This is a genomic window from Microcoleus sp. MOSTC5, assembly GCF_036701825.1.
GTDB classification, from domain to species: domain Bacteria; phylum Cyanobacteriota; class Cyanobacteriia; order Cyanobacteriales; family Microcoleaceae; genus Microcoleus; species Microcoleus asticus.
In genome coordinates this window covers 61,977-86,613 of the sequence record NZ_JAUBRK010000001.1, presented here as the reverse complement: position 1 = coordinate 86,613, position 24,637 = coordinate 61,977, and the positions used below count along the sequence as shown (strand labels likewise).

General features: G+C 47.5%; 23 protein-coding genes. 10 read left to right on the top strand and 13 right to left on the bottom strand.

All coding sequences use genetic code 11. The annotated features are described in order from the left end of the window. Position 1: 1 nt before the first annotated feature. The 8 genes from QUA54_RS00400 to QUA54_RS00365 form a co-directional block, all read right to left on the bottom strand. Positions 2-523 (bottom strand): YceD family protein, encoded by a 522-nt coding sequence (locus QUA54_RS00400; protein WP_333412398.1) that lies wholly within the window; start codon positions 521-523, stop codon positions 2-4. 97 nt (positions 524-620) lie between these two features. Next, positions 621-1,094 (bottom strand): R3H domain-containing nucleic acid-binding protein, encoded by a 474-nt coding sequence (locus QUA54_RS00395; RefSeq protein WP_333197487.1) that lies wholly within the window; start codon positions 1,092-1,094, stop codon positions 621-623. Positions 1,095-1,105: 11 nt separating this feature from the next. Continuing rightward, the gene (gene yidC, locus QUA54_RS00390) at positions 1,106-2,254 is read right to left on the bottom strand and encodes a membrane protein insertase YidC (RefSeq protein WP_333412396.1); all 1,149 of its coding nucleotides are present in this window, start codon (positions 2,252-2,254) and stop codon (positions 1,106-1,108) included. A 201-nt stretch (positions 2,255-2,455) separates the two neighbouring features. After that, positions 2,456-2,848 (bottom strand): PH domain-containing protein, encoded by a 393-nt coding sequence (locus QUA54_RS00385; RefSeq protein WP_172184373.1) that lies wholly within the window; start codon positions 2,846-2,848, stop codon positions 2,456-2,458. Next, complete coding sequence (gene rnpA / locus QUA54_RS00380) at positions 2,820-3,224, bottom strand: ribonuclease P protein component (RefSeq protein ID WP_172184371.1); 405 nt, start codon at positions 3,222-3,224, stop codon at positions 2,820-2,822. The genes QUA54_RS00385 and rnpA overlap by 29 nt, the downstream gene beginning before the upstream one ends. A gap of 42 nt (positions 3,225-3,266) precedes the next feature. Beyond that, positions 3,267-3,404, bottom strand: a complete 138-nt coding sequence (gene rpmH / locus QUA54_RS00375; protein ID WP_006632320.1) for a 50S ribosomal protein L34 — start codon at positions 3,402-3,404, stop codon at positions 3,267-3,269. 375 nt (positions 3,405-3,779) lie between these two features. Further along, complete coding sequence (locus QUA54_RS00370) at positions 3,780-5,456, bottom strand: HlyD family secretion protein (RefSeq protein ID WP_333412394.1); 1,677 nt, start codon at positions 5,454-5,456, stop codon at positions 3,780-3,782. 163 nt (positions 5,457-5,619) lie between these two features. Then, entirely contained in the window at positions 5,620-6,090 is a 471-nt protein-coding gene (locus QUA54_RS00365) for a MarR family transcriptional regulator (RefSeq protein WP_333412393.1), read from the bottom strand. Between the two features lie 451 nt (positions 6,091-6,541). On the opposite strand from QUA54_RS00365, the gene QUA54_RS00360 reads away from it, so the two are divergent. From QUA54_RS00360 to QUA54_RS00325, 8 genes are all read left to right on the top strand, one after another. Further along, the gene (locus QUA54_RS00360) at positions 6,542-7,204 is read left to right on the top strand and encodes a class I SAM-dependent methyltransferase (protein WP_333412391.1); all 663 of its coding nucleotides are present in this window, start codon (positions 6,542-6,544) and stop codon (positions 7,202-7,204) included. Positions 7,205-7,321: 117 nt separating this feature from the next. Continuing rightward, positions 7,322-7,546, top strand: coding sequence for a DUF433 domain-containing protein (locus QUA54_RS00355; protein WP_333412390.1), 225 nt, complete (start codon positions 7,322-7,324; stop codon positions 7,544-7,546). Between the two features lie 45 nt (positions 7,547-7,591). Next, a complete protein-coding gene (locus QUA54_RS00350) occupies positions 7,592-8,302 on the top strand; it encodes a M15 family metallopeptidase (protein WP_333412388.1) in 711 nt (236 codons plus the stop codon). Between the two features lie 285 nt (positions 8,303-8,587). Next, positions 8,588-9,661 (top strand): glucose-1-phosphate thymidylyltransferase, encoded by a 1,074-nt coding sequence (locus tag QUA54_RS00345; protein WP_333412386.1) that lies wholly within the window; start codon positions 8,588-8,590, stop codon positions 9,659-9,661. A gap of 192 nt (positions 9,662-9,853) precedes the next feature. After that, the gene (locus QUA54_RS00340; RefSeq protein WP_333412384.1) at positions 9,854-10,387 is read left to right on the top strand and encodes a hypothetical protein; all 534 of its coding nucleotides are present in this window, start codon (positions 9,854-9,856) and stop codon (positions 10,385-10,387) included. 251 nt (positions 10,388-10,638) lie between these two features. Further along, positions 10,639-12,768: a glycosyltransferase gene (locus tag QUA54_RS00335; protein ID WP_333412382.1), complete on the top strand. Its 2,130-nt coding sequence runs from the start codon at positions 10,639-10,641 to the stop codon at positions 12,766-12,768. Positions 12,769-12,932: 164 nt separating this feature from the next. After that, positions 12,933-14,003 carry a glycosyltransferase family 1 protein gene (locus QUA54_RS00330; protein WP_333412380.1) on the top strand — a complete coding sequence of 357 codons (1,071 nt, stop codon included), beginning with the start codon at positions 12,933-12,935 and terminating at the stop codon, positions 14,001-14,003. 211 nt (positions 14,004-14,214) lie between these two features. Further along, positions 14,215-15,297 carry a glycosyltransferase family 1 protein gene (locus QUA54_RS00325; protein ID WP_333412378.1) on the top strand — a complete coding sequence of 361 codons (1,083 nt, stop codon included), beginning with the start codon at positions 14,215-14,217 and terminating at the stop codon, positions 15,295-15,297. Between the two features lie 244 nt (positions 15,298-15,541). Here the strand turns inward: QUA54_RS00325 and petG are convergent, their stop codons facing one another. After that, positions 15,542-15,661 (bottom strand): cytochrome b6-f complex subunit V, encoded by a 120-nt coding sequence (gene petG, locus QUA54_RS00320; RefSeq protein WP_006632329.1) that lies wholly within the window; start codon positions 15,659-15,661, stop codon positions 15,542-15,544. Positions 15,662-15,841: 180 nt separating this feature from the next. Between petG and QUA54_RS00315 the strand changes: the two genes are divergently transcribed. Continuing rightward, positions 15,842-16,222, top strand: coding sequence for a c-type cytochrome (locus QUA54_RS00315; RefSeq protein ID WP_172184354.1), 381 nt, complete (start codon positions 15,842-15,844; stop codon positions 16,220-16,222). 93 nt (positions 16,223-16,315) lie between these two features. On the opposite strand, the gene QUA54_RS00310 is transcribed toward QUA54_RS00315, so the two are convergent. Further along, positions 16,316-21,688 (bottom strand): DUF4347 domain-containing protein, encoded by a 5,373-nt coding sequence (locus QUA54_RS00310; protein WP_333412376.1) that lies wholly within the window; start codon positions 21,686-21,688, stop codon positions 16,316-16,318. Positions 21,689-21,968: 280 nt separating this feature from the next. Here QUA54_RS00310 and QUA54_RS00305 point away from each other — a divergent pair, with 280 nt between their 5' ends. Beyond that, a complete protein-coding gene (locus tag QUA54_RS00305) occupies positions 21,969-22,151 on the top strand; it encodes a hypothetical protein (RefSeq protein WP_333412374.1) in 183 nt (60 codons plus the stop codon). Positions 22,152-22,373: 222 nt separating this feature from the next. Here the strand turns inward: QUA54_RS00305 and QUA54_RS00300 are convergent, their stop codons facing one another. The 3 genes from QUA54_RS00300 to cysT form a co-directional block, all read right to left on the bottom strand. Continuing rightward, positions 22,374-22,733: an NIL domain-containing protein gene (locus tag QUA54_RS00300; protein WP_333197504.1), complete on the bottom strand. Its 360-nt coding sequence runs from the start codon at positions 22,731-22,733 to the stop codon at positions 22,374-22,376. 97 nt (positions 22,734-22,830) lie between these two features. After that, positions 22,831-23,709 carry a sulfate ABC transporter permease subunit CysW gene (gene cysW, locus QUA54_RS00295; RefSeq protein WP_333412372.1) on the bottom strand — a complete coding sequence of 293 codons (879 nt, stop codon included), beginning with the start codon at positions 23,707-23,709 and terminating at the stop codon, positions 22,831-22,833. After that, the gene (cysT, locus tag QUA54_RS00290; RefSeq protein ID WP_333192646.1) at positions 23,699-24,559 is read right to left on the bottom strand and encodes a sulfate ABC transporter permease subunit CysT; all 861 of its coding nucleotides are present in this window, start codon (positions 24,557-24,559) and stop codon (positions 23,699-23,701) included. The genes cysW and cysT overlap by 11 nt, the downstream gene beginning before the upstream one ends. Positions 24,560-24,637: the final 78 nt, after the last annotated feature.

The following is a 24,637-nucleotide window of genomic DNA, read 5'->3' as shown; positions in this document are numbered from 1 at the left end:
ATTAGTCAACCGACGAAGGCAATTGCCGTTTAAGTGCTGCCAGAGACGCCCAGCGACTGTCTGATGCAGCTTCTGAGCTTTCTGTCTCTGGATCGTTTAAACTTATTCCCGGACATTTAGCATCGCATAGCTGTTTGTGTGGAAGTTCCAAACACATTTGCTCGTACACCCAATCGCCCGGAGAGAAATAGCCACCTGGCGACAAATTTTCCACCAAATCTTCTAAAGCAACTTCTATTTCTGCTGAACTTGAATCTGTCTGATTTGCTGTTTCTTCGAGCCAGATTAGTTCAGATGAGTTGAGTGCCAAACGGTGATTGTATTGTTTCAAGCATCTGTGGCAGGTGAGAGTAACAATTGTTTCTGCTTTCGCCTTCACCTCAAGATAATTCCCTTGGTGAGTCACTTGCAGTCGTCCCCGCACCGGAGTAAGAGTTTCTAAATCGGGGATAAATTCTTCAAAATCAATAACCTCTTTCCGCTCAGTTTTTGTGAGTAGATGAGGGATATAAATTGTCTCCATAATCTTTTGCCTTCCTACTTCTTGAATTCAAAGGTCAAAAGGAATAGTTAATTTTTAACTTCTTCCTTCTTCCTTCTTCCTTCTTCCTTCTTTAGCGTCAGCGCAGTCGCACTACCAAACGCCGATCGGGTTCTTGTCCTTGACTGTAAGTTTCTATGTCCTCACATTCGCTCAAAAAGCTGTGGACTTGACGGCGTTCTGCCGAAGACAGGGATTTGAGTTCAAATTCAACTCCCGTCGAACGCGCTTGATCCGCTGCGTACTCTGCCATCGATCGCAATTCCTCTTGGCGGCGGATGCGATAGCCATTGAGTTCAACTGTATAAGGAATTGACTCCTCTACTTCCTGACCTATATTCTGAACCGTGTTGCAGAGGTACTGAATGGCATCTATTACATTACCGTCAGGCCCGACTAAAATTGCAACTTGTTCTGCTGTCAGATTGCTGTCATCGATTGTCATCCAATAGCAATCTTTTTGTTGTTCGCCTACAACTTTTGACGGAATGGCGGACAGTTGTAACAATTCTTCTAACCATTGCTGTCCGCGCTGCATTTGAGAGTCTTTCATTGTTGTTAAAATCAAGCCTTTTTCTTAGAACGCTTGGGCTCAAAGGGAAGTGCATCTAATCCCTGTTCTTTTTGGGTTTTTGCCTCTGCTTCGTCCACTATTTTTTGCAGGTTTTCAGGTAGCGGTTCTCGCGACAAAATAAACGCCTGAACAGTCTGGAAGATGTTAGCAATCAGCATATACATCAACACGCCAGCAGGCAGCGGGAAGAACAAAAACATCCCCGAAAATATGACTGGCGTCAGTTTGTTGACTGTAGCCTGTTGGGGGTTGTCGTTTGGTCCTTGTGCTTGTCCCGAAAGAGTTTGGTTGATATACAAACTGATGCCGAAGCCCAGGATCATCACCAAAATATCCCAGTGGATTGTACCGTCTGAGTCGATCGCGCCAACGCGGCCTAGAGCTTCAATAAACAGGAATCCTTTGTTACTAGCCAATCCGGGGATTGTGCCTTGAACTGTGGCTTCACCGGGCGCTAAGGCCGTGATGTTGCCCTGTTCATCTACCTTGACTACTTCTTCGCCTTTGATGACTTTCCAGCCGGGTTCAAAGTCGATTTCGCTCTTATTTTCTGCCGCTAAAACTTTGAGAGGTTTGCCCTCTGGGGTTTGAAAATTAATCTTGGTTGTGTCGCCGACTGCGAGTTTGTCGCCGCCTGGAATTACCCCCACAACAGGAGCATGAAAAGTACCTGTGACGTAAATATTTTGGGGCGGTGTAGCAAAAGCTTGCGGTTGAACAGTTTCGATTTGTTCTTTCGGCAAAACTTGAACGTTGACGCTGTAATTTATGTCAGAAAACGGCGAGCCCCGGAGCGTTGCAAACAGTGCAAACAGCACTGGCATTTGCAGCACCAACGGGAAGCATCCTGCTAGAGGATTGCCAAATTCTTTGTATACCTTGCTCATTTCCTCCTGCTGTTTGGCAGGATTGTCTTTATAGAGTTTTTGAATTTGATCTACTCGCTCTTTCATCAACGGCTGCGCTACTTTCATGCGCCGCATATTGCGAAGAGAGCCTGCGTTGAGAGGATAAAGAGCAAAGCGAATCACCAGCGTCAGTGCTACGATCGCTAAACCGTAGCTTGGCACGATCCCGTAGAAAAAATCTAGGATCGGCAGCATTAGGTTGTTGGAGAGAAACGAGATACCAAAATCCATTCGCTTTGAGTTAATTTAGTTGCTCTATGTTTGCTGTTGAGAACTATTTTTACCCGCTTAACGCGAGCCGCCTCAATTTTCGGGGTTTTGTCTCTATCTTAGGACATGGCCCGTCGATCGACCGCCCGCTAGCGGTTTGTTGTAATGAGTTTGCCAATACTCGCACTGACTTTACCCTGATTTGAGGGCGAAGCGGTTCGGTTATTTAGCTTGGGCCGCGTTTGCTTTTTGAGCTGCTGCGGGCAGTTTTTCGTTAATGTAGTCATACATTGCTCGAAATTTCGGAATAGCCCTGAGTTCCAAGCGGCTGCCATTTTTCATGGTCAGCACCATGTCTCCGTAAGTCCCGAAACCGCGAGGTACTGTGACGATTTTGACTATATCTGAGTAGATAACGTCTGTCTGATCGCCCCCCATCCAACCGCTAGTTACAGACACTCGGCGGCTGGTGATCCGATACCGCAGCCACAGAGCCCGGACAATTGCTCCTACGGCGAGGGGGATGCCGACGACTGTCAGCCCAAGGAGTAAGTTGATGATCAAGTCTCCCGGCGCGGGGCCGCCTTCATAATATACTTCCTCTCGAATTCCCATCTAGTACCTCGGCTTCTACCAACAACTGCTCTAATTCTTGCAGAATTTCTGCATAATTGCACTCTTGTGCGATCGGGCGCACGACAATTACTAAATCCCACCCGAATTTTAATCGGGGCAATAGTTGTCGCAAAGCTGCCCGAATCTGGCGTTTAATCCGGTTGCGGACTACAGCGCGTTTGCTGACTTTCAGGCTGATAGAAATGCCTGTACGAGTGGGCTGCAAGGATTTTTCGGCTGTCGGTTTGGCGAGTTCGGCGCTTTTTGGTTTGCGCAGAGCTCTTAAGCTGAAATGAGCGGAGTTACGGCGCATTCCCTTGCGGTAGACGGCGCTGAAGTCTTTTCGGTGCTTGAGTCGGTTTGTCTCGGGCAACATGGCGTAGGGCGATCGTTAAGGCCTCTCAACCTTGAGGCAGTGCTAGACTGCGAGGCGGTGGCGACCTTTGCTGCGGCGGGCTTTGATTACCAATCGACCAGTTGCGGTGCGCATTCTGGCGCGAAAACCGGATGTTCTTTTTCTTTTGCGGCTGGTTCCGTGCAGGGTTTGCTGTGTCATTTTGATTTCTCCCGGCTTGTTACTTTACTTTTGATTAATATTCACAATCTTCTAGTTTACCATAGAGTGGTTTTATTGGCAATAATTTTTTTCCGATTTGAATCGATCGCCACTCATCACAAAGCAACAACCCGTGTTCGAGCTGGTGGACGAGATTTCGGTTTTGTTTTCACTACCATATCCCTAACTTTCTAAGATGATATTGCAAGAGGGCTCGCTCTTAACCGAAACAAATAAAATCCCCGACTGCTCAAACTTCTCAAACTGCTCCAAGAAGTCGGGGATTTCTCCTGCTAGTCGCCCTTAACCCAAACAAATCAAATGCCCGACTTCTAAATTCATCCGTGTATCCGTGTCAACATCCGTGTTCTTCCCTTATTTCAGTTCAACATTTACCGTAGCAGACATCCCCGGTGCAATTCGCGATTCATAGCCTTTAATGCTTTCGGCATCAAACACAACTTTTACCGGAATCCGCTGCACAACTTTGGTGAAATTGCCCGTAGCATTATCGGGAGGCAATAAGGAGAATTGAGCGCCAGAAGCAGGGGAGAAACTATCGAGATGACCCTCAAATTGACGGCTACCAAAAGCATCTAATTTGATTTCAACTTTTTGGCCTGGTTTCATGTTTGCCAGTTGCGTTTCTTTGAAGTTAGCAACTACCCACAAATCGTTACTGACGATCGCCATTAACGGAGTTCCCGGCTGCACCCGCTGCCCGACTTCAACGGATTTGCGGCCGATTTGTCCGGCGGCGGGAGCGGTGATATTCGTGTAGGAAAGTTGCAGTTGAGCGTCTTTAACCGCGGCTTCCGATTGCCCGATCGCAGCTTTAGCAGCATCATACTGCGATCGGCTGACTTTAGTTTGTTCGCCCGTAGCTTCAGCTTGTTGCAATCCGCCCTTTGACGCAGCAAGTTTAGCTTGGGCGGTGCTGATGCCTTCTTCGGCTAGGGCGACTTTGGCTTGGGCGCTGGCGACGCCAACTTGGGCCTGGGCTACTTGGGCTTGGGCTTGTTTTACTCCTTCTTGAGCTTGGGCTACTGCTGCTTGGGCTTCGGTTACGCCTTCTTTGGCTTGGGCTAAGCGCGCTCTGGCTTGGGCAATTCCTTGTTGGGCTGCGGTGGTTTGGCCTTGGGCTACTTCGTAGGCGGCTCTGGCTGTGTCTAGCTGCTGGCGGGCGATCGCACCTTCAGACTGCAAGCTTTCGTACCGTTTATAATCAGCTTGCGTCTTGACGAGGTTGGCTTGCGCTTGTACTAGCTGAGCTTGCGCTGCGGCAATGCCGGCTTCGGCTTCCGTCACTTTGGCTTGGGCTTGAGGAATGCCGGCTTGAGCTTGGGCGACTTTGGCTTGCGCTGCGGGTACGCCGGCTTCGGCTTCGGCTACCGCAGCTTCTGCCGCGGGTACGCCTTGTTGCGCTTCTCTAATTGCTGCTTGGGCGGTGGAAATGGCAGCGTTGGCGCTGCCGATATCTCCTTGAGCTTGGGCAGTTTTGCCTTGGCTGGTTTGGGCGGCTAGGGAAATATTGGCTTCGGCTGCTTCGGCTTGGCGGCGGGCATTTTCTAAGGCTGCTTGGGCTTGTTGGACTTTAACTTGGTAGTCGCGGGGGTCGAGTTTGATCAGCAGTTGTCCGGGTTTTACTTGTTGGTTGTCTTGTACTAAGACTTCGCCGACTGTACCGTTGATGCGGCTGCTGACTTGGTGGATGTGTCCGGCAACTGTAGCATTGTCGGTTTCTTGGTGGATGGAGGCGTATTGCCAGTAGTGGTAGCCGAAGCTGCCTGCGGCGATCGCCCCGATGCCCAGCGCTGCTAGGATCAACGCTTTCGGGGCTTTTTTCTTCGGCGTTTCCGCAGGCGGCAGGGGTGCTTGGAGTTCTGTTTCTGCGCCTGTTTTGACATCGGCGGGGGCGCTGATTTCTGTTTCTGGGGCGGGCGTTACGGGTAGGCTTTTAGCTATGGTGTCGTCGATCGGCTTTTCTAATAAGGCGACTGCTTTGCCGTTACCGTTGAATTCTGCTGGGTTGGTTTCGTTTGTGCCTTTCATGATATTTGACTCCTGATACTTTAGTAAGATGTCGTTTGTTTAGGGTGCGTAGTTTTAATTTAGTAAGACGGCTTTTTTTAAGAGTGCGTAGTATTTTGCGGTTATTTGTAATGTACTGGAGGTAGATGCTGCTGCACTTCACTCAAAAGATTGATTTGTCAGTTTAGGAGAGATTGAGGATGGCGATATCGATCAGTTGAGAAAACAGTTCTGTATCGGCCTGTGAAATGCCATCGACAGCTCGATCTCTGATTTTAGCTACCAGCGGGGGCAATACCTCTTGCAGTTCCGTGCCGGAGTCTGTCAGCCAAATGCGCCATATACGGCGATCGCGGGTGTCTCTCTCCCGGCGGACTAGGCCTCTTTCTTCCATGCGATCGAGCACGCCTGTCAGCGTCCCGCCTACCTGTTGCAGTTTGTCGCCAATGCTGGAAGTCGGCAAACCGTCTTCTTGCCACAAGCAGCACAGTACCAGCCAGTGAAAAGGTGTCAATCCAAAGGGTTCAAGTACCTCTTGCAGCCTGCGACTGCTTAGCTGTGCCAGAAGTTTGAGCCGGTAGCCCAGGCTGTGCGGGGCGAGAACGTCGTGCCACTGAGCTAGATTTATGCGATCGACAGTGGGTGTAATAACCATAGGTTTATTAGTTAGCGTTCGTATTATTAGAGTAGGATATTTTTTTTGTGTTGTCAAGGGGGCGCAAGCAGATTTTTTGAGGCCGACAGCTATGCTAAAACCGGGAATCCCCCTGGGACTTAAGTCCCAGGCTAAAAGCTGAAATCGGTTGAAACCGACTAAAAAATTCAAGCTTAACTGATGGGATGCTCGATCGTTCGATCGAGACTGCCACTGCTGTTTAGTCCACTTAAAGTAGACTTTAGCTGTAAGCCAGGAACTTAAGTCCCTGGCGGACTCGCAGGTACACTCGCAGACTGTGGCGCTGCAGAGGATGTGTAGCTTTCCATAGGATTATCGATCGCACTCTGACCATCACCCTGCAAGCCGGATGTCCGCCCTGCGAGGTGTGTTTACATTTCTTAATTTTTCTTAAACTAGAAAGGGTAAATCTAGTTTGCGATCAGAATTTATGTTGCTTCCAGCCGACAAACGCACCAAGTTAGACGACACCGACGACAATTTGTTCTATTCCTATCCCCGGTTTGTGACTCATGTAGACGATGGATTTATTCAGCAACTAACGGATTTATATCGGGAACGGCTGAAACCGAATACTCGGATTTTTGATATGATGAGCAGTTGGGTTTCTCACTTCCCCGACGAGATGCAATTTGCCCATGTTGAAGGGCACGGCATGAATGAAGAGGAGTTGGCAAAAAATCGCAGACTAAATCATTATTTTGTGCAGAATTTGAACGCAAATCCCAAATTGCCGCTGCCGGATGCAGAGTTTGACGCGGTTGTCAACTGCGTTTCGGTACAGTATTTGCAACAGCCAGATGCGATTTTTGCCGAGATTCACCGGATATTGAAGCCAGGTGGCGTAGCAATTGTGAGCTTTTCCAACCGGATGTTTTATCAAAAGGCGATCGCAGCTTGGCGGGAAGGTTCGGAGGGCGATCGGGTAGAATTAGTCAAGAGTTACTTTGATTCTGTAAAAGGAGCGAATATACCCGGATTTAGCAAGCCGGAAGTAATAGTTCGCAAGGCTAACTTGCCGAGTTTTATGCAAATGCTGCGAATAGGAAGCGGCGATCCGTTTTATGCGGTAGTTGCTTACCGCCAAAGTTAGGATTTTTTGGCATTTAAGGACTTTAGATGGAGATTGAAAGCACTAAAGTCCTTACTAAAAACCAATCGAAAGCTACACTCTTTAGGTTAGGATATATTGAATATTTGCTCCTAAAATATGGAAAACCAACTTTGGCAGTGCATCACACTAGATCCAAATATCTGTCACGGAAAACCATGTATTCGCAGTCTCCGATATCCAGTCGAGTTAATTCTTGAATTACTCAGTTCTGGTATGAATGCTAAAGAAATTATAGATGACTATGAAGATTTACAACATGAGGATATTCTAGCTGCTTTGCTATGTGCAGCGCGGCTGACTCAAGAGAAAAGCATATACTGAGTAGGGTAGTTCATCAGTAATCATAAAGTAGGGTAACACCTTGATATGAAACCATACCAGCAAATAGCGATCGACGAATGCGGCGAACCTTTAGTCCCCATTCCACCAGAACATTTTGCCTTTGAAATCCCGCATCCTTATCAAAACTTGGGTGCTCCCTATCACAACAGCAAAGCAAATTCGCCTTACTATTTGCGGCAAGGAGTTGTAGATAGTTTAATCGCAGCTCAAACTGAGCTACAGCAAAATTATCAAAATTGGAAAATTCTGATATTTGACGCTTATCGGCCGGTGGAAGTCCAACAATTTATGGTAGATTATACTTTTAATCAAATTGCCGTAGCTCAAGGCTGCGAATTTCCAGTTTCCGAAGACAAACGCCAAGTAATTATAGAACACGTATATCAATTTTGGGCAGTACCGAGCCTCGATCGCGCGACACCTCCCCCTCACAGTACAGGTGCAGCTTTAGATGTAACTTTAGCGGATAAAAATAATCGGCGAATTGATATGGGTTCTCCGATTGATGAAATATCAGAACGTTCTTATCCCGATTATTTTGCTAACAGCAATCACCCAAAAGAACAGCAATATCACCGTAACAGGCAAATCTTAAAAAATGCGATGATAAATGCGGGTTTTCAGCAGCATCCTAACGAATGGTGGCATTTTTGTCTGGGCGATCAGATGTGGGCTTGGTTGACAAATCAAAACAATAGTGTTAATCCATTGATTGCCCGATACGGCCGCTATTAAAACGGTACGCGATTAAATCTGGACTGGCACACTCGCAACCTTGAGAAACCGGGTTTATTGACAAAAAACCTCAGCTTTTAGGTGCTTTCTTCGGGAAGAAACCTGGTTCCTGACACTCTATGCGTCCAGGACTATAAAAGCTCGATCGGCATAAATCATTTGTATCATCAGACACGGCAACTATTGCCAGCGGGGTAGCGGTGGTTTAAAATCAACGAGAGCGAACAAGTGCAGGCAAATCGAGTCAGCACCGCAAACCCTAAAGGATAACTCAAAGTTCACCCAATGAAAGCACTCATCCTCTCTGGCGGCAAAGGAACACGCTTGCGTCCCCTCACCTATACGGGTGCTAAGCAATTGGTTCCTGTAGCAAATAAGCCGATACTGTGGTACGGAATTGAAGGAATTGTGGCGGCTGGGATTACGGATATTGGGATTATTATTAGTCCCGAAACCGGGGAAGAGGTGAAGACGAAAACAGGAGATGGATCTCGCTTCGGTGCAAAAATTACTTATATCTTGCAAGCACAGCCGGCGGGTCTCGCTCACGCGGTGAAAGTTGCTAGACCATTTTTGGGCGATTCTCCGTTTATTATGTATTTGGGAGATAACTTAATTGAGAATCAGCTAGATCCGTTTTTAGAAATTTTTAACAAGCAAAAACTAGACGCTCTGATTTTGCTGCGTCCCGTTCCCAATCCCTCTGCTTTCGGTGTGGCAAAAGTTGATGATAAAGGAAGAGTTTTGGAGTTAGTAGAAAAACCACAAGTTCCGCCATCGAATTTAGCACTGGTGGGGATTTACTTTTTTGCTCCTACTATTCACGAGGCGATCGATCAAATTCAACCCTCGGCCCGCGGCGAACTGGAAATTACAGACGCTATTCAACAGCTCATGAATCAGGAAAAACAGGTAGAAGCCTGCAATTTAGAGGGTTGGTGGCTGGATACGGGGAAAAAAGACGATTTGCTGAGTGCAAACCAAATCATTTTAGATAGCCGTATCGTAGCTTCAACTGAATTAAAAGTAGACGCCAAAAGTCAAATTATCGGACGAGTCCAAATAGGCGAAGGAACGGAAATCATTAATTCTACAGTTCGCGGGCCGGTGGTAATTGGGGAAAATTGCCGCATTGAAAATTGCTTTATTGGGCCTTACAGCAGTATTGCCGATCGCGTGACGATGATTGATGCTGACATCGAACACAGTGTAATATTGCAAGGGGCAAAAATAGTTGGCATTCACCAGCGAATTGTTGACAGCGTGATCGGGCAGCGAGCTCAACTCACCAATGCACCGGCTCGTCCAAAAGCTCTGCGGTTTATGATTGGTGATGACAGTCAAATTGAGTTAGCTTAAATTGAGATATTGCCAATATCGGAAGCAATAATCCTGATTTAACAAGAGATGAATTTTCTTGTGGGGTGGGCATTCTGCCCGCCCTTGAACAGCCAAGATGCCTGTTCCACAATTAGTTACAATTATTATTCAAGCAGCTAAGATGCCTGTTCCATGATAAGTCATACTAAGTTATCTAAAGGAGAGTAAAGTTTGCAGTACGAAGAAATACCAACTAAACAAATCATAGATAGATTGCGGCAAACTTTGGAGCCGCGAATTGGTATTGCTGAGCAGACGCTTTTGGGAACAGAAAATAGTGCGCTCGCCCAAAATGAAGATGACGAAGACATCGCCCTTTTAAAAGCGGGTTTCGACATTTATAACATACCAATTACCTCTTACCAAAGACGGCTGGGTTCCGCAGTAATTGCAGTCAGAAAAATAGTCCGAAAATTACTCAGACCCGTACTCGAACGTCAAGTTATTTACAATTTCGCTAATACCCGCGTCGTTCAAACATTGAGCATTCAATTGCAAAAATTGCAAGAAAATCAACAAAGCCTAGAGAAAAAAATTCAAGAGGAATTCAGCAGCGGATCTCCCGAAGTTACAGCACAGCTTGAGACTCAACAAAATGCGATCGCAACTTTTCAGTCTGAAATAGAGCAAATTAAAGCAGTGCAGCAGCAACATACTGCTATTTTAGAGAAGATTACCGCTCAATTGCTCGATCGACAACAATAAAGCATCAAAGATGACCCAAAATAATTTGGTCACAAGGCCCCAGATTTATTCGCGAGAGCAATGCTTCAATGCTTCAATCAAAAATCTAAAATAATTCAATTCCTCAATCTAAAATCCCCAATTCCAAATCGAAAATTCCTCGATAATTCAATTTTTGAATCGAAAATTATTCAATCCCAAATCGAAAATCTAAAATTCTTCAATCCTTCAATTACTCAATCTAAAATCTAAAATCTAAAATCTAAAATCGAATGACTGCACTGCCAATATGCTCGTTAATTATAGTCAACTATAACGGTCTGCGCCACACGAAAGATTGCTTAAAATCTCTACAAAAACTTGCGTATCCCGAATCGCAACTAGATTTAATTGTAATTGATAATTGTTCTCAAGACGATTCCGTTAATTCCCTGCGCGAACTATTTCCAAAAGTCCGCATTTTTGTCAATTCCGCCAACAACTTTGCTAAAGCCCTCAACCTCGGCATCAGCGAAGCGAAAGGGCAATATATCGCCTTTCTAAATAACGATGCTACCCTTGACAGTCGCTGGTTAGAGATTCTTGTAAAACGGCTAGAAACTAATAAAGAAGTAGGCGCGACTAGCGGCAAATTGTTGTTTAAAGACGGGCGAATTAACAGCGCAGGTATTCAGCAATTACCTAATTTTTATTGGCAAGATGTCGGCTTTGGCGAAAAAGATTCGGGACAGTACGATACAGAACGGGAAGTCGAAGGGCTTTGTTGGGCGGCGGTGCTTTTCCGCAGGGAATGTCTCGAAGATGTGGGCCCGATAGATGAAGATTTTGTGATGTATTTTGAAGATGTAGAGTTTGCCAAACGCTGCCACAAACGCGGTTGGAAAATGCTTTATACTCCCGCAGCTATCGCCCATCACGAGTATCGGGGTTCGAGTAAAGGAAGCAAACTTACCGAGTATTTCTGCAACCGCAATCGGTTTTTGTATTTGGCAAAACACGAACCTTTGCAATTAGTCAAAGGAATTCATACTTCAGATTTTTTTACTAACAAGCAGTACGATTTGCTGTTCGAGAGTTTATTTGTAGCGATTAAAAAACTGCTAGATTATCAGAAACCAGAAATAATTGAAACTGTAATCCCGCAGTTGTCGGAAAAGTTGGCGGTGATTTACAGTCGCCTGAAGGTCGATCGCATTTTATCTCGGTTACAGGTGGTTCGGGGCGATCGCAAAATGTCGATCGCCATTTACGATCACGGGCTGCATTTTATTGGTGGCGGTCAAAAATACGTCGCTACCCTCGCCTCGCTGCTACAAAATGAATTTGACATTACTTTTATCGCCAACAAACCAGTTGCTGTTTCCGACTTAGAATCGTGGTACGGACTCAACCTTTCAGGATGCAAAATTAAAATTATGCCCTTGGCGTTTTACGAGAAACGCGGAATGCAGTGCATCGATTCCAGCATCATTGTGGAGGATATGGAAAATCCCTTTGATGAAATTGCCAGAGAAAGCAAAAACTACGATATTTTTATCAACGCAAACCAACTGGAAAAAGTGCAACCACTGTCGCCAATCTCAGTATTTTTCTGCCACTTTCCCAATACTTTCCGCAACCGTCACTTTGCAGTCGATGATTACACTTTCGTTATTGCCAACAGTCAATTTACTGTCAAGTGGTTGGAGAAACGCTGGAACTTAAAGCCCACTTTTCTGCTTTATCCCCCAGTGGAAATGGCAACAGTTAAAGTGCCGAAAGAAAACATAATTTTGGCTGTGGGACAATTTGAAGCTGGGGGAACAAAAAAGCAAATTGAACTAATTAAAGCTTTCCGCAGTTTGCTAGCGGATTATCCCGAAGAACTTCAAGGATGGCGGCTAATTTTAGCCGGCAGCAGTATTCCCCGCAATCCTTATTTAAAGACAGTTCAGAATTTATTGAAGCAAGATTCAAGGGCGATCGAGCTAAAAGTCAATGCTGACTTTGATGAGGTAAAATCGCTTTATGCTAGAGCTAGCATATTTTGGCACGGCTGCGGTTTGGGTGAAGTCAATCCTCAAAGATTTGAGCATTTCGGGATGGCGACTGTTGAAGCCATGCAAAATAGTTGTGCTCCAATTGTTTTCAACGGCGGCGGCCAACCGGAAATTGTCGAACATGGGCGATCGGGCTTTTTGTTCAATACCGTTGAGGAACTGTGCCAGCATTCACATCAACTAATTGTTAATCCCGATTTGCTAGCAGAACTTCAAGCAGGTGCACAGCAGCGCAGTCAGAACTTTAGACTTGCACGTTTCGATAAAAAAGTCAAGAGTTTTTTTGAGATTATTCACCAAGAATATGCTACAATTCGGCTGCCAAATCCTGCCGATATAGCTCAAATGCTCGATCGAGCTTAAAGGCTAATTAAGTAGTTCACCAGGGGTTAAAATCCTTAGCCCAAAGCTAAAGTCTTTTTGCATAGGACTAATATCAAAGTCGATTTTTTTAGCGTTTTCTTGAGTCCGCGCAGGCGGACTTTGTATGTGTAGTCGCGACTTCCAGTCGCCGGATATCTAAAATCATGTCTAATTCACTGTTAATCAATTTATCATTTTTAACTCCCGAACCAACTGGAATCGGGACTTATGCCACTAATATTTTCCCAGAATTGCAACAGCTAAAACCAACATTACTTGTTTCCCAGCAAATTGACAATTATACTTGCTATCAAATTCCCGAAAGTTTGACACCGAATCGCGGCCCGAAAGGACAAATTGACAGGCTGCGGTGGACTCAATTCAATTTGCCAAAAATTTACCATAAATTGCAGTCAACCCTGATCTTTTCCCCAATTCCAGAAGCGCCTTTGTATTCCGGCTGCCGCTACATCGTCACTGTTCACGATTTAATCCCTTTGCGATTTCCCCAACGGTTTTCTCGCTTAACAGCTTATTTCCGCTACTATATACCGCAGGTTTTGCGGCAAGCAGAACACATTATTTGCGATTCTCAAGCAACGGCGGCAGATGTTGCTAACTTTTTCCAAATTCCGCCTAAAAAGATGACCGCAATTCCCCTAGCTTGCGATAATATTAATTTTAGATATCTCGACTTGCCAACCAAAAATTATTTTCTTTATACCGGCAGACACGATCCTTATAAAAACTTAGAAAGATTAATTGCTGCATTTGCGAGTTTGCCCGATCGCGCAAATTGCGAATTGTGGCTAGCAGGGCCTCCCAATGCCTACACACCGCAGTTGACAGCACAAGTCGAACAATTAGGTTTACAATCTTTGGTAAAGTTTCTCGGTTACGTGCCATATTCTCAATTGCCCGTACTGATGAATCAGGCGATCGCCCTAGTTTTCCCTACACTTTGGGAAGGATTCGGCTTACCAATTTTAGAAGCAATGGCTTGCGGCACACCCGTCATCGCATCCAACCTGTCATCGATGCCAGAAGTAGCCGGAGATGCCGCATTATTAGTCAATCCTTACAGCGTCGGAGAAATAGCCGAAGCCATGCAAACAGTAGCCACAGATTCCAAAGTGCGATCGAACTTAAAAACTGCTAGTTTAGCCAGATCATCTCAATTTAGCTGGAACAAAACCGGAACAGCAACCGCCAACATCTTACAGCAATATCTTTAAATCTTCCCTCTCTTCTTTTCTGCGCCATCTGCAGTTAAACTCACATCTTGCACCATTGTCAGCAACAGGCAAGATGCCTGTTCCACAAGAAAATTTATCTTTTGTGGAACAGGCATCTTGCCTGTTCATAAAAGGCTAATTGAGAATGGTGCAATATCTCAGGTTAAATAAAAAAAATCCCACCCAAAAACCGCAATCTACATATTATCCCATGCCCAATCCCCAATCCAACCTGCTCATCAACCTCTCCTTCCTAATTTCCAAACCAACCGGCTTAGCCATCTACGCTAAAAACCTATTTCCCCACCTAAAATCCCTCAATCCAACATTACTAACAGCCGAAAATTTTCCCAATAACAACTGCTACCAAATCCCCCCAAACCTAACACCAGAACAAGGAACCAAAGGACACATCAACCGATTGCTGTGGACACAAACCCAACTCCCCAAAATTTACAAACAGCTAAAATCTAACCTCTTATTTTCCCCAATTCCAGAAGCTCCTCTATTTACAGGTTGCCGCTATATAATTACAGTACATGACTTGATAGCGCTGCGATTTCCCCGCCGCTTCGATCCTCTGACACCTTACCACCGCTACTACATTCCCCAAGTGCTGCGGCAGGCTCAACACGTCATTTGCGACTCTGAATCAACTGCCAACGATATCGCTAATTTTTGCAATATTCCTACTAATTTAATTACGCCAATTTTCCCCGGATACGATACCAGTTTTTTCCGTTTTTTAGGCATACCAACCAGCAATTATTTTCTTTATATCGGCCGCCACAATCCCTATAAAAACGTGCAGCGAGTTGTAGCAGCGTTTGCTGCTTTGGCTGATAATTCCGAGTACGAATTGTGGATAGCAGGTTCGGAAGACAAACGCTATACGCCGCTGCTGAAGGCGCAGGTTCAAGAATTGGGATTGGTCGATCGAGTAAAATTCTTAGACTACATTCCCGCGGCCGACTTGCCCAAAGTGATCAACCAAGCGATCGCCCTGGTTTTCCCCAGTCTTTGGGAAGGATTCGGCCTCCCCGTGCTCGAAGCAATGGCCTGTGGCACTCCTGTCATCACCTCTAACCTGTCTTCAATGCCGGAAGTGGCAGGGGGTGCAGCATTATTAGTCAACCCCTACAGCGTCGAGGAAATTGCCTCTGCTATGCACCAGCTTGCAGTGGATGCCAAAGTTCGATCGCACTTGCGGGAGCTCGGTTTAGCCAGAGCAAAACAATTTAGCTGGGAAAAAACCGGTCTGGAAACTGCGGCTATCCTCGATCGATATATCTAATTTTTCTATTCTGACAGCACATAGAATCGTATTTAGGGTGCGATCGCATTTAGGGTGCGATCGCCACCGGTGTCAGCAGACATCTGGGAAATAGAAGCTACAAGCCCGATCTCATGTCTGGCAAATTAACAGCAATTAAGCTCGGGGACGGGTTTTGTAGAGGCGGGTTCGCCAATATCTACGATTCAGATCCAGGGTATTTGTCAACCCGCCTTTCCCGCCCATTTCGGCAAAATTCGCCCTTTTACTTGTTGATACCCAACTGATCGCCGCGCTTGTACTGCTGATAAGCAGCAAAAAACAGCCCCGCCAGAGTAACAAAGATTAGACCCAGAACAATACCTGAAAGCAGCGGTTCTACCATGAGATCTCCTTAACGTTAAGATTTAACAACCTATTTTTAATATTACCAGCACTTACACAGATGAATTTTCCGAAAAACGCCCTTCCGGGAGTATTAGATCTTGCTCTCCCCGCTGCGAACGATTAAGCTATGTTATGAGAAATAAATTTTCTTGTAGATACTATTTTTAATTGAACTCCTTTGAATAACCAACTTGCCAGGAATGAAATTAAAAACCCGATCGAGCGACTGGCCATATTTGCGCTAGCGGTGTTGCTTGCCATCTTCTTGGCGACGATCGCAATTCGTCACTTTCAAGTCGCAGATCCTTATGTCAAAAGCGTACTATCCCTCACTGGCAATCCGTTTCAGGGTTCCGCCATCTTTCAAATGAACTGTGCGGGGTGTCACATATCCGTTTCAGACAGTCAAGTCGGGCCCAACTTGCACGGAGTGTCCGAGCGAAAATCCGAATTCGCTCTGATCCGGCAAGTCACGAGCGGGCAAACCCCACCAATGCCCCAGTTTCAGCCGAGTCCGCAAGAAATGGCAGACTTGCTGAAATATCTCGAACAACTTTGAACCAAAGGAGGGGAGGAAATATGGTTCCCCTGCTCCCCATTGTCCAGGCAAGAGTAAGGTGCGCGCCGTGCGCACCCTACTGTGGAATGCGGACTAAACCAGCAAGGTAAAACTCTGAGCCGATAACTGGCTCGGCTGCACGCCCGCCACTACAGCCAAAATCTCGTTGCTGCCGGCGATTCCGATCGCAGTTGAGCCATTAGTTTCGCTCAATGACAGTTGATTGAAGTCCAAGCCTCCCACCAACACGAGCGAATCAACTCCTTGCGTGAAGTTGATAATGGTGTCAATTCCCCCGCCCGCTGCCAAGGCAAAGGCATTCCTGCCACCGCCGACTAGAGTATCGCTACCAAAGCCGCCAAAGAGCAAGTTATCGCCGATATCACCAAAGAGCAAATCATCCCCGCTGCCGCCAATTAAGGTATTGTTACCGTCGCGGCCGCATAGAGTGTCATTGCCTTGATCGCCAATTAGCACGTCGTCGCCGCCTCCTCCCAAAATTACGTCCTCGGCTTTGCCGCCGTACAATACGTCATTGCCTTCGTCGCCAGAGATCGAGTCGTTGCCGCGATTGCCGTAAATCGTATCGTTAGCGCGATCGCCAAAAATCAGGTCAAAGCCTTTGCCGCCGAAGAGAGTATCGCTATCGATGCCTCCGAAGAGAGTATCGTTGGCTGTATTGCCATTGATGTAGTCGCCGCCCCCTCGACCAAAGATCAAATCGTTGCCGCTCAACCCGAAGATAGAGTCGCTGTCAGCACTACCCACGATCGTATCGTCGCCGTTAGGGCCGTTGATCACATTACCCGTCGCTGAAGGAATGCCGGGCTCATTGGGAGTAGCGATCCTCGGGAAGTTCTCAGGGCAAACCAAATCTGTCGGTACAGGTGCAGGTGTCGGCGTCGGTACAGGTGCAGGTGTCGGCGTCGGTGCAGGTGTCGGCGTCGGCGTCGGTGCAGGCGTCGGCGTCGGCGTCGGTGCAGGCGTCGGTGTCGGTTCAGGCGTCGGTACAGGCGCCGGTGCAGGTGCAGGCGTCGGTGCAGGCGATGTCGGCGGTGTCGGTGCAGGCGTCGGTGTCGGTTCAGGCGTCGGCGTCGGTACAGGTGCAGGCGTCGGGAAGTTCCCGAAGTTGATGCCGCTGACAATAGCGCCTGAAGTTAGGTCGATGTCGGCGGGGTCGGGGGTGCTTTGGGTAAACCCAGTTTGGTTGACTTCCCGGACGCGGTAGGTTCCCGGCGTTAGGTTCGCGAACAGGTAGTTGCCGCTGTTGTCTGTGGTAGTAGTAACAGGAGCAGGAGCAGGAGCAGTTCCAGCTACGACATTGGTTAACTGAATTTGGAAATTCGGTAAACCCGGTTCTCCAGCCTCCTGAGTGCCGTTGTTGTTGCTGTCTCGGAACTTCAGACCTCGGATCGTACCCGGTTGGGGCAGGAAGTTGCCGAAGTCAATGCCCGTGATGTTAGCTCCACCTGTTACCGTAACGGGGGCGGGGTTGGGGGTCGTCTGCGTCCAGCCATTTTGCTGGACTTCTCTTATCTGGAAAGTACCTGCGGGTATGTCCTTGAGAGTGTAGTTGCCTGTGGCATCGGTGATGGTAGTGAGTTCGCCCTGCTGAAACAATCCATCCGGAGTGATACTGTCGAGGAATATTTGCCAGTTACCTAGCCCCAATTCTCCGGCATCCTTAACGCCGTTGTTGTTGAGGTCATTGAATTTTTGACCGCTGATGGTACTCGACTGGAAGTTGCCGAAGTTGATATTAGCGATGTCTTGACCGCTGGTGACAGTGATGTCCGCCGGATCGGGGGTACTTTGCGTCCAAGTAGGCTGCAAGACTTCCCGCACCTTATAGGTTCCGGCTGACAAATCAAGGAATTTGTAGTTGCCGGCGGCATCGCTGAGGGTGTTCGGTTCCCCGGTGTCGAGAGTACCGTTGTTGTTGGTATCGAGGAAGAATTGCCAGTTGGGTAGTCCTGTTTCTGCTGGCGCATCTTGGATGCCATTTGTGTTGAGGTCATTGAACTTCAGACCACTAATCGAGTTGGGCCTGAAGTTGCCGAAGTTGTTGTTTTGGGAGTCGGTGCCGCTGGTGACGGCGATCGTAAACGCGCCGGAAAGAGTAGGCGTGGCTGCATTGACGGGGGGCACAGTTTGCGTCCAGCCTGTTTGTGGCACTTCCCGCACTGTATAAGTGCCGGCTGGCAAGTTGGTGAACTGGTAGTTACCGGCGACATCGGTGACGGTGGCGTTGGTGCCTGTTTCGGCTGTTACTGCCTCTTGCACGCCGTTGTTGTTGGCATCCAAGTAAATTGTCCAGCCTCCTAGCGGTGGTTCTGCTGGGGCATCTTGAATGCCATTTTTGTTGAGGTCATTAAATTTGAGCCCACTGATTTTGCCCAACTGGAAGTTGCCAAAGTCTTGAGCCGTAATGTTTGTGCCGCTGACCGGGTTAATTGTATAAAAAACCGGGCCGGCGGTTTGTGAGAAACCCGTCGGTACGTCTTCTCTCACAAAGTAACGACCGCTGCCGACGCTGGTAAAGCTATAAGTGCCAGCAGCCGCAGGCGCTGTTCCGGTAACTTGACTGGCGACTTCGGAGTCGCCGGTATCTAAAGTGCTGTTATTGTTAGTATCCTTGAACAAGCGAACGGTAGTACCGTTGAGGGGCGTGTCGTCAGCAGTGAAGCCGTCGCCTGTGAGGTCGGTGAATTTGGTGCCGCTGACAGTGATGTTTTGGAAAACGCCGAAGTTTTGACCCGTAACGGCAGTACCGCTTTGGGCGCTAACGAGAATTGCGGCAGCGGGGAAAGAAATGCTGGAGTTGGCTGGAGGAGTGGCTTGTATCAGGTAATTGCCGGGGCCGATATTGGAGAATGTGTAATCTCCGGCTCCCGCAGTCGTTTGCGCAGTGCCGACAACAGTATCTGTGCCGACTTCCAGCGTGCCGTTGCCGTTGGTGTCTTTGTATAAGTTAACCGTGACGCCGTTTAGTGTAGTGTCGTCGGGAGTGAAGCCGTTCCCCGCAAGATCGGTGTAGGTTTTGCCTGCGATCGATGTCAGTTGGAAGTTGCCAAAGTTGGCACCAGTAACATCAATTACACCTGTAGAAGCGGGAGTCGGGCCGAGAGTCTGTAGCCAATCGGTCGCAAGCGTTCCAGCAGGCGGCGCTTCTGTAATCGGAGTAGCTGTTTTTACGTCCGGGATCGTGTAAGTGCCGTCGGCTGCGGTGGTAGCGCTTTTTGTGCCTACAGAAATCACCCAACCGGGGAGACCTGGTTCAGTTGCCGCGGCACCTTGCAGGCTATCCCCGTTAAAGTCGTTGAATTTCTGACCCACGACCACTGGCCCGTACTCGTAAGCACCGATGTCAATATTCGGTTTGCTGACAAGAGTATTGTCAATTTTTCGAGGAAAGCCAGTACCGCGTTGGTCAAAAGCTGTAGCGCCCACTGCCGTTATTGTCGGGTCGCCCCCACCAATTGCAGGGTTGCTGCTGGTAGTGACGGGGCTGTTGTCAACTAGGGCAAGGGTGAACGGGCCCGTAGTTGCACCGTTGAGTCCGGCAAAGGCGGCTGGAGCTAATACATTTGCCACAGGAACCAGTAATGCCTGACCTGCGAAACCAGTGCTAGTGCCGAGAACCCCAATCAGGTTGTTATTTCCTGTGAATGTCCCTGTAACATCAGTGTCGGTAGTAGCAACGTTGCCAGCAACGATCGTGTTTTTGACTGTAACTGTACCGCCGTTGTTGTAAATTCCTCCGGCACTAGCAATCAGACTAGCCGGTGTGCCAACTGTGGCGGCTGTTGCAGAGTTATAAGCGATCGTGTTGTTAGTGAGGGTAGCTGTAGCACCTAAGTTGACGAAAATTGCACCACCAGCAGCTTGACCGGCACCTGCGGCAACATTACCAGCATTGCCACCCGTAACTGTGTTGCTATATAAGGTGCTGTTGGTCATGGTCAAAGTGCCGCCGCCAACAAAAATCGCGCCGCCTAAACCTGCACCGCCGCCGCCAGCAGTAGCACCAGCACCGCCAAAAGTGCCCCCTGCGCTTGCACCATTGCCACTACCGCCACCGCCGCCGAAGCCGCCAGTGCCTCCTGCGCCGATAGCACCAGACGCCGCACCTGTACCAAAATTACCGCCAGCACCACCGCCGCCAGCAGTAGCACCAGCACCGCCAGCACCGCCATTGCCACCATTACCTTGAGTACCAGTACCAGCAGGACCGCCAACGCCACCGGCACCACCACCACCGCCGCCACTACCGACAACGCTACCAGCACCACCAGCACCACCAATACCACCAGCACCACCGTTTGTGCCGCCAACACCAGTACCGCCAGTGCCGCCAATACCGCCAGTACCGCCAGCATTACCAGTACCGCCAGCCTCGCCATCTTCGCCAACCCCACCGGCAGCGCCATTACTTGCTAGACCATTTCTACCATTTCTACCATTTGTCCCTGCTGTGCCTCCAAAGACAGTAGCCAGATCCGCGCTACCACCCTTGCCACCATTCCCAGCCACACCTGCACCGCCAACGGCAGAGTTATTAGAAAAAGTAACTCTGTCAACTGTGACTGTACCGTTGTTGATAAAAAGTGCGCCACCTAAGCCGGCAGCGCCACCACCACCGGTGGTTCCTACGTTGCCTACTGCTTTTGCGGAATCAATGGTGAGGTTTGAGATGTTAAATGTTGTGTTATCAACTACGAAGGCACGGGTGTTATTGCCGCTGATCTTGAAACCGCCGCCAACAATAGTGGTGGTGTCGGTAATTCTCGGCAATTGCCCTGCGAGGGTAATATCGGCAGTGAGAGTGATCGTGTCAATGCCACTGTTGATGTTGGCAACATTGATGGCATTTACCAGTCCGTTAAAGTCGCCAGTCGTTTGGTTCAAGTCAGCCAGTACGCCACTGTAAGCTTCCCTGGCCTCAGCAGAAAATGCCAAAGGTGTTTCTATTTTGCCCGTAGTTACTTCGAGTTCCCAGTCTCCACCCAACGCAGCATTCCCCGTCAAGTTGTCGGAAGCGGCAATATTTGCCCCCGTGAGCTGACTCAGCCTTTGGACGAAGGCGACACCGGCTTCGGTGGCGGCGACGTTGCAGCCGTAAAGTAGAATTTCGGGTTTAGCAGTAATTGGAGACTGAGAGTTTGCCTCGGCTGCTGGCAAAGCAAACCATTTTTCTAAATAATTGCGGTAGCTTTCAATGTTGCTGAGATTTAATTCTGTGCTTCCCAGTTGCAAGCTGGCTGCTGCGCCGTGAGACAAAATGTGGACGGCTGCAATATTTTGCCGCTGTTTAAGTGTTTCGGCGATTTGCTTGATGCCGTCGCGATCGGCTTTGAGAATAACAATTTCTGTATCGGGATTTGCGGTTTCTGTTAAACTTTCGCAATCTTTAACTTGTGAATCTGCAAAAACAATCTGGTGTTTCTGTTCTTTATAGAGTTCCACGATCAAATTCTCCTGGTAAACACACATCAAATTCATAGCACAAACCAACCGCAGCAGCGATCAATCTTTTTCCAGTGCGGATGAGAGTCGATCGCCCCTAACTTTCACCTAACTTAACTTTCACCTAAATTGAATATTGACAAAAAATTTTTTTTATGCACACCTAGCCTAACTGAGTTAGTTTGATGGTTGAGAAGTTTTAAAGGGGGATATTGTTCCGGCTGTTACCAAAAATGTTGAATAAAACTTGCGCGCTGTTTTCCGATCTACCAGATGAGAGATGGATAAAATACCAGATTTGATGATAATTGTCAATCAAATAATTAACCGATGGCGATCGAGATTTGTTAGTCAAGAGTCATCAGTCACGGTTATTAGCTATAAGCTGATATTATTTGGTAGTTGTTGGCTGCTGAATGATATGTATGTGCGATCGAAAAATCGCAATCAAATTGGTTTGTAGTGAGAAATGCAAATCCTCATAAAACTCAGAGGACTTGCATTCCTCACTAGAAAGGCGATCGCGGTTATTTTACACGAATAGATATGACTGATAAAAGCTGACTCATGACTAAAATTCCTGGAGACTCTTAGACTCAATAAACCGGGAAGAGGAAATAAAATTCTGCCTGTCAGTCCAGAATCTTAACTCCTCTTCCCGGTTTCTGCGTCCAATACTGACTAATTACCAAGTTTCTTCATCGGGTTTATTGGAATTGCTCCAGATTTCCACATCTAAATCATTGAGATAAATCAGAGCCGTTTCAATCTGTTTACTGGTACCGTTAAGTTCCAAGTCAAACCAACCGTCCTCTAAAGTTTTGACACCCAAGAAAGCAGCATTAAAATTAACCGTCAAACCGTATTCAGAAATCAAGTGAGAAATGACTGGTTCCTGATGGTACTCTTTAGGGACACGAATGCGAATGCGGGTTTGAGTTGGTCTGGTGTCGCCACTGTCAGATTTGGGAATATCTGATTCTTGGGTTTTGTGAAAATCGTCGCTCGCCTCAAATTCAGCTTCGCTAGAGTTGTGAGCTAACATTTCAGCCTCCTAATGTTTACTGTTTTCAGGGATGAGGGGCACCGTGCGAACCTACCGCCCTAATGACTAATAACCAATGACTAAGGACTAATGACTATTATTCAACTTCTTTAATGCTAGTTTTTCGTTCTAAAATCTCCTTAAGTACAAGGGTAATAACTCCTAAAAAACCTAGAATTACCGCCGCTGAAAATGCGGCTTGCGTCGCATACTGCTTGTAAGCATCCTCTACAAACAAAGGCAAAGTTTGCGTTTTTTTAGCAATATTTCCCGATACCACAGAGACGGCTCCAAATTCTCCCATTGCTCTAGCATTGGTCAAAATTACCCCGTAAAGCAATCCCCAGCGAATACTGGGAAGCGTGACATTCCAGAAAATTTGCCAGTCATTTGCTCCCAAAGTTTTCGCCGCTTCTTCTTGATCTGTTCCCACTTCCTCCAAAACAGGAATCACTTCGCGGGCGACAAAAGGCAAGGTAACAAAAGCAGTAGCCAGCACCATTCCCGGGAAGGCAAAAATAACCTTGATATTTGCCGCCTCCAGCCACGGCCCGAACCATCCCACCCGACCGTAAAGCAGTACAATCATTAAACCTGCAACTACGGGAGATATGGCAAACGGCACGTCTAAAATGCTGATTAATAGCGTGCGCCCCCGAAATTTATTGCGACCAATTACCCAAGCTGCGCACAAACCGAATACTGTATTTACAGGTACAACTATCAGAGAAATTACCAAGGTAAGTTGCGCTGCGTGCAGAAAATCGGGCGATGTTAAGTTAGAAAGAAATGGCTCAAATCCCTTTCTGAACGCTTGGTAAAAAACGTTGAGCATGGGGATAAATAAGACGAGAGCAAGATAGCCGCTCGCAATTCCGATTAAAGTTGGTTTTACCCAGGCTTTCTCCTGACTCGGACTAGAACCCGCAGGCGGAAATTTGTAATCAGCGGGTGAATTGATATTATTAGCCGTCATAGCGTCTTCTCCATGCTTGTAATAGATTAATTGCGAACAGCATTGTCAGCGAAATACCTAACAGGATAGTGCCAATAACTGTTGCTCCTGCATAGTCGTACTGTTCCAATCTTTGAAAAATTAATACGGGCGCGATTAAATCTTTGAAGGGAATGTTAGAAGCTACAATTACAGTAGAGCCATACTCGCCAACCGCTCGCGAAAATCCAAGGGCAACGCCGGTTAAAATAGACGGGAACAGCGGTGGTAAAACTACTCGCCAGAAGGTTTGAAATTGAGAAGCACCCAAGCACCAAGCTGCTTCTTCGATGTCTTTTTCCATTTCGTTTAAAACTGGCTGTACAGTCCGCACGATAAAGGGTAAGGAAATAAAGATCATCGCTATGCCTACGCCCAAGCGAGTAAATGAGATCTTGATTCCCAAGGGTGCAAACAGCCCGCCGATCCAGCCGTTATCGCTGTAAACTGTGGCAAGAGTTAAACCGGCGACGGAGGTGGGCAGTGCAAAAGGTAAATCGACTGCTGCATCGACAACCCGTTTTAAGGGAAAGTCGTAGCGGACTAATACCCAGGCAATTAATGTGCCGAATACTCCGTTAATTAATGCCGCCATTAATGCCGTAAAGAAGGTGACATCGTAGGCGGAAAGGGCGATCGGACTGGTGGCAATTGCCCAAAATTCGGCGGGGTTTGCTGTGCTGGCTTTCAGCAGCATTGCTGCAACTGGGAGCAATAGCATTAAGCTGAGGTAGCCTAGGGTGATTCCCCAAGGTAATGTGATTTTGCCGATCGCCCTTTTGATATTTTCGATCGGAGACTCAGGGTTGCTGGTTGGAGATGATACAGCCATAAGTGAAGAGTTTTGAGTTGTCAAGAATAGTGAATCTTTTAAAGCCCCGACAACTTCGGGGAAGTCGGGGCTCTGGGC

Coding starts and splice junctions, on each gene's coding strand:
- rpmH (WP_006632320.1), bottom strand. CDS start 3,404: ATGACACAGCAAACCCTGCACGGAACCAGCCGCAAAAGAAAAAGAACA.
- cysW (WP_333412372.1), bottom strand. CDS start 23,709: ATGACGGCTAATAATATCAATTCACCCGCTGATTACAAATTTCCGCCT.
- QUA54_RS00350 (WP_333412388.1), top strand. CDS start 7,592: ATGAAACCATACCAGCAAATAGCGATCGACGAATGCGGCGAACCTTTA.
- QUA54_RS00385 (WP_172184373.1), bottom strand. CDS start 2,848: ATGGGAATTCGAGAGGAAGTATATTATGAAGGCGGCCCCGCGCCGGGA.
- QUA54_RS00355 (WP_333412390.1), top strand. CDS start 7,322: ATGGAAAACCAACTTTGGCAGTGCATCACACTAGATCCAAATATCTGT.
- QUA54_RS00360 (WP_333412391.1), top strand. CDS start 6,542: ATGTTGCTTCCAGCCGACAAACGCACCAAGTTAGACGACACCGACGAC.
- QUA54_RS00370 (WP_333412394.1), bottom strand. CDS start 5,456: ATGAAAGGCACAAACGAAACCAACCCAGCAGAATTCAACGGTAACGGC.
- QUA54_RS00365 (WP_333412393.1), bottom strand. CDS start 6,090: ATGGTTATTACACCCACTGTCGATCGCATAAATCTAGCTCAGTGGCAC.
- QUA54_RS00330 (WP_333412380.1), top strand. CDS start 12,933: ATGTCTAATTCACTGTTAATCAATTTATCATTTTTAACTCCCGAACCA.
- QUA54_RS00395 (WP_333197487.1), bottom strand. CDS start 1,094: ATGAAAGACTCTCAAATGCAGCGCGGACAGCAATGGTTAGAAGAATTG.
- QUA54_RS00345 (WP_333412386.1), top strand. CDS start 8,588: ATGAAAGCACTCATCCTCTCTGGCGGCAAAGGAACACGCTTGCGTCCC.
- QUA54_RS00325 (WP_333412378.1), top strand. CDS start 14,215: ATGCCCAATCCCCAATCCAACCTGCTCATCAACCTCTCCTTCCTAATT.
- cysT (WP_333192646.1), bottom strand. CDS start 24,559: ATGGCTGTATCATCTCCAACCAGCAACCCTGAGTCTCCGATCGAAAAT.
- QUA54_RS00400 (WP_333412398.1), bottom strand. CDS start 523: ATGGAGACAATTTATATCCCTCATCTACTCACAAAAACTGAGCGGAAA.
- QUA54_RS00305 (WP_333412374.1), top strand. CDS start 21,969: ATGGATAAAATACCAGATTTGATGATAATTGTCAATCAAATAATTAAC.
- QUA54_RS00335 (WP_333412382.1), top strand. CDS start 10,639: ATGACTGCACTGCCAATATGCTCGTTAATTATAGTCAACTATAACGGT.
- yidC (WP_333412396.1), bottom strand. CDS start 2,254: ATGGATTTTGGTATCTCGTTTCTCTCCAACAACCTAATGCTGCCGATC.
- petG (WP_006632329.1), bottom strand. CDS start 15,661: ATGGTAGAACCGCTGCTTTCAGGTATTGTTCTGGGTCTAATCTTTGTT.
- QUA54_RS00300 (WP_333197504.1), bottom strand. CDS start 22,733: ATGTTAGCTCACAACTCTAGCGAAGCTGAATTTGAGGCGAGCGACGAT.
- rnpA (WP_172184371.1), bottom strand. CDS start 3,224: ATGTTGCCCGAGACAAACCGACTCAAGCACCGAAAAGACTTCAGCGCC.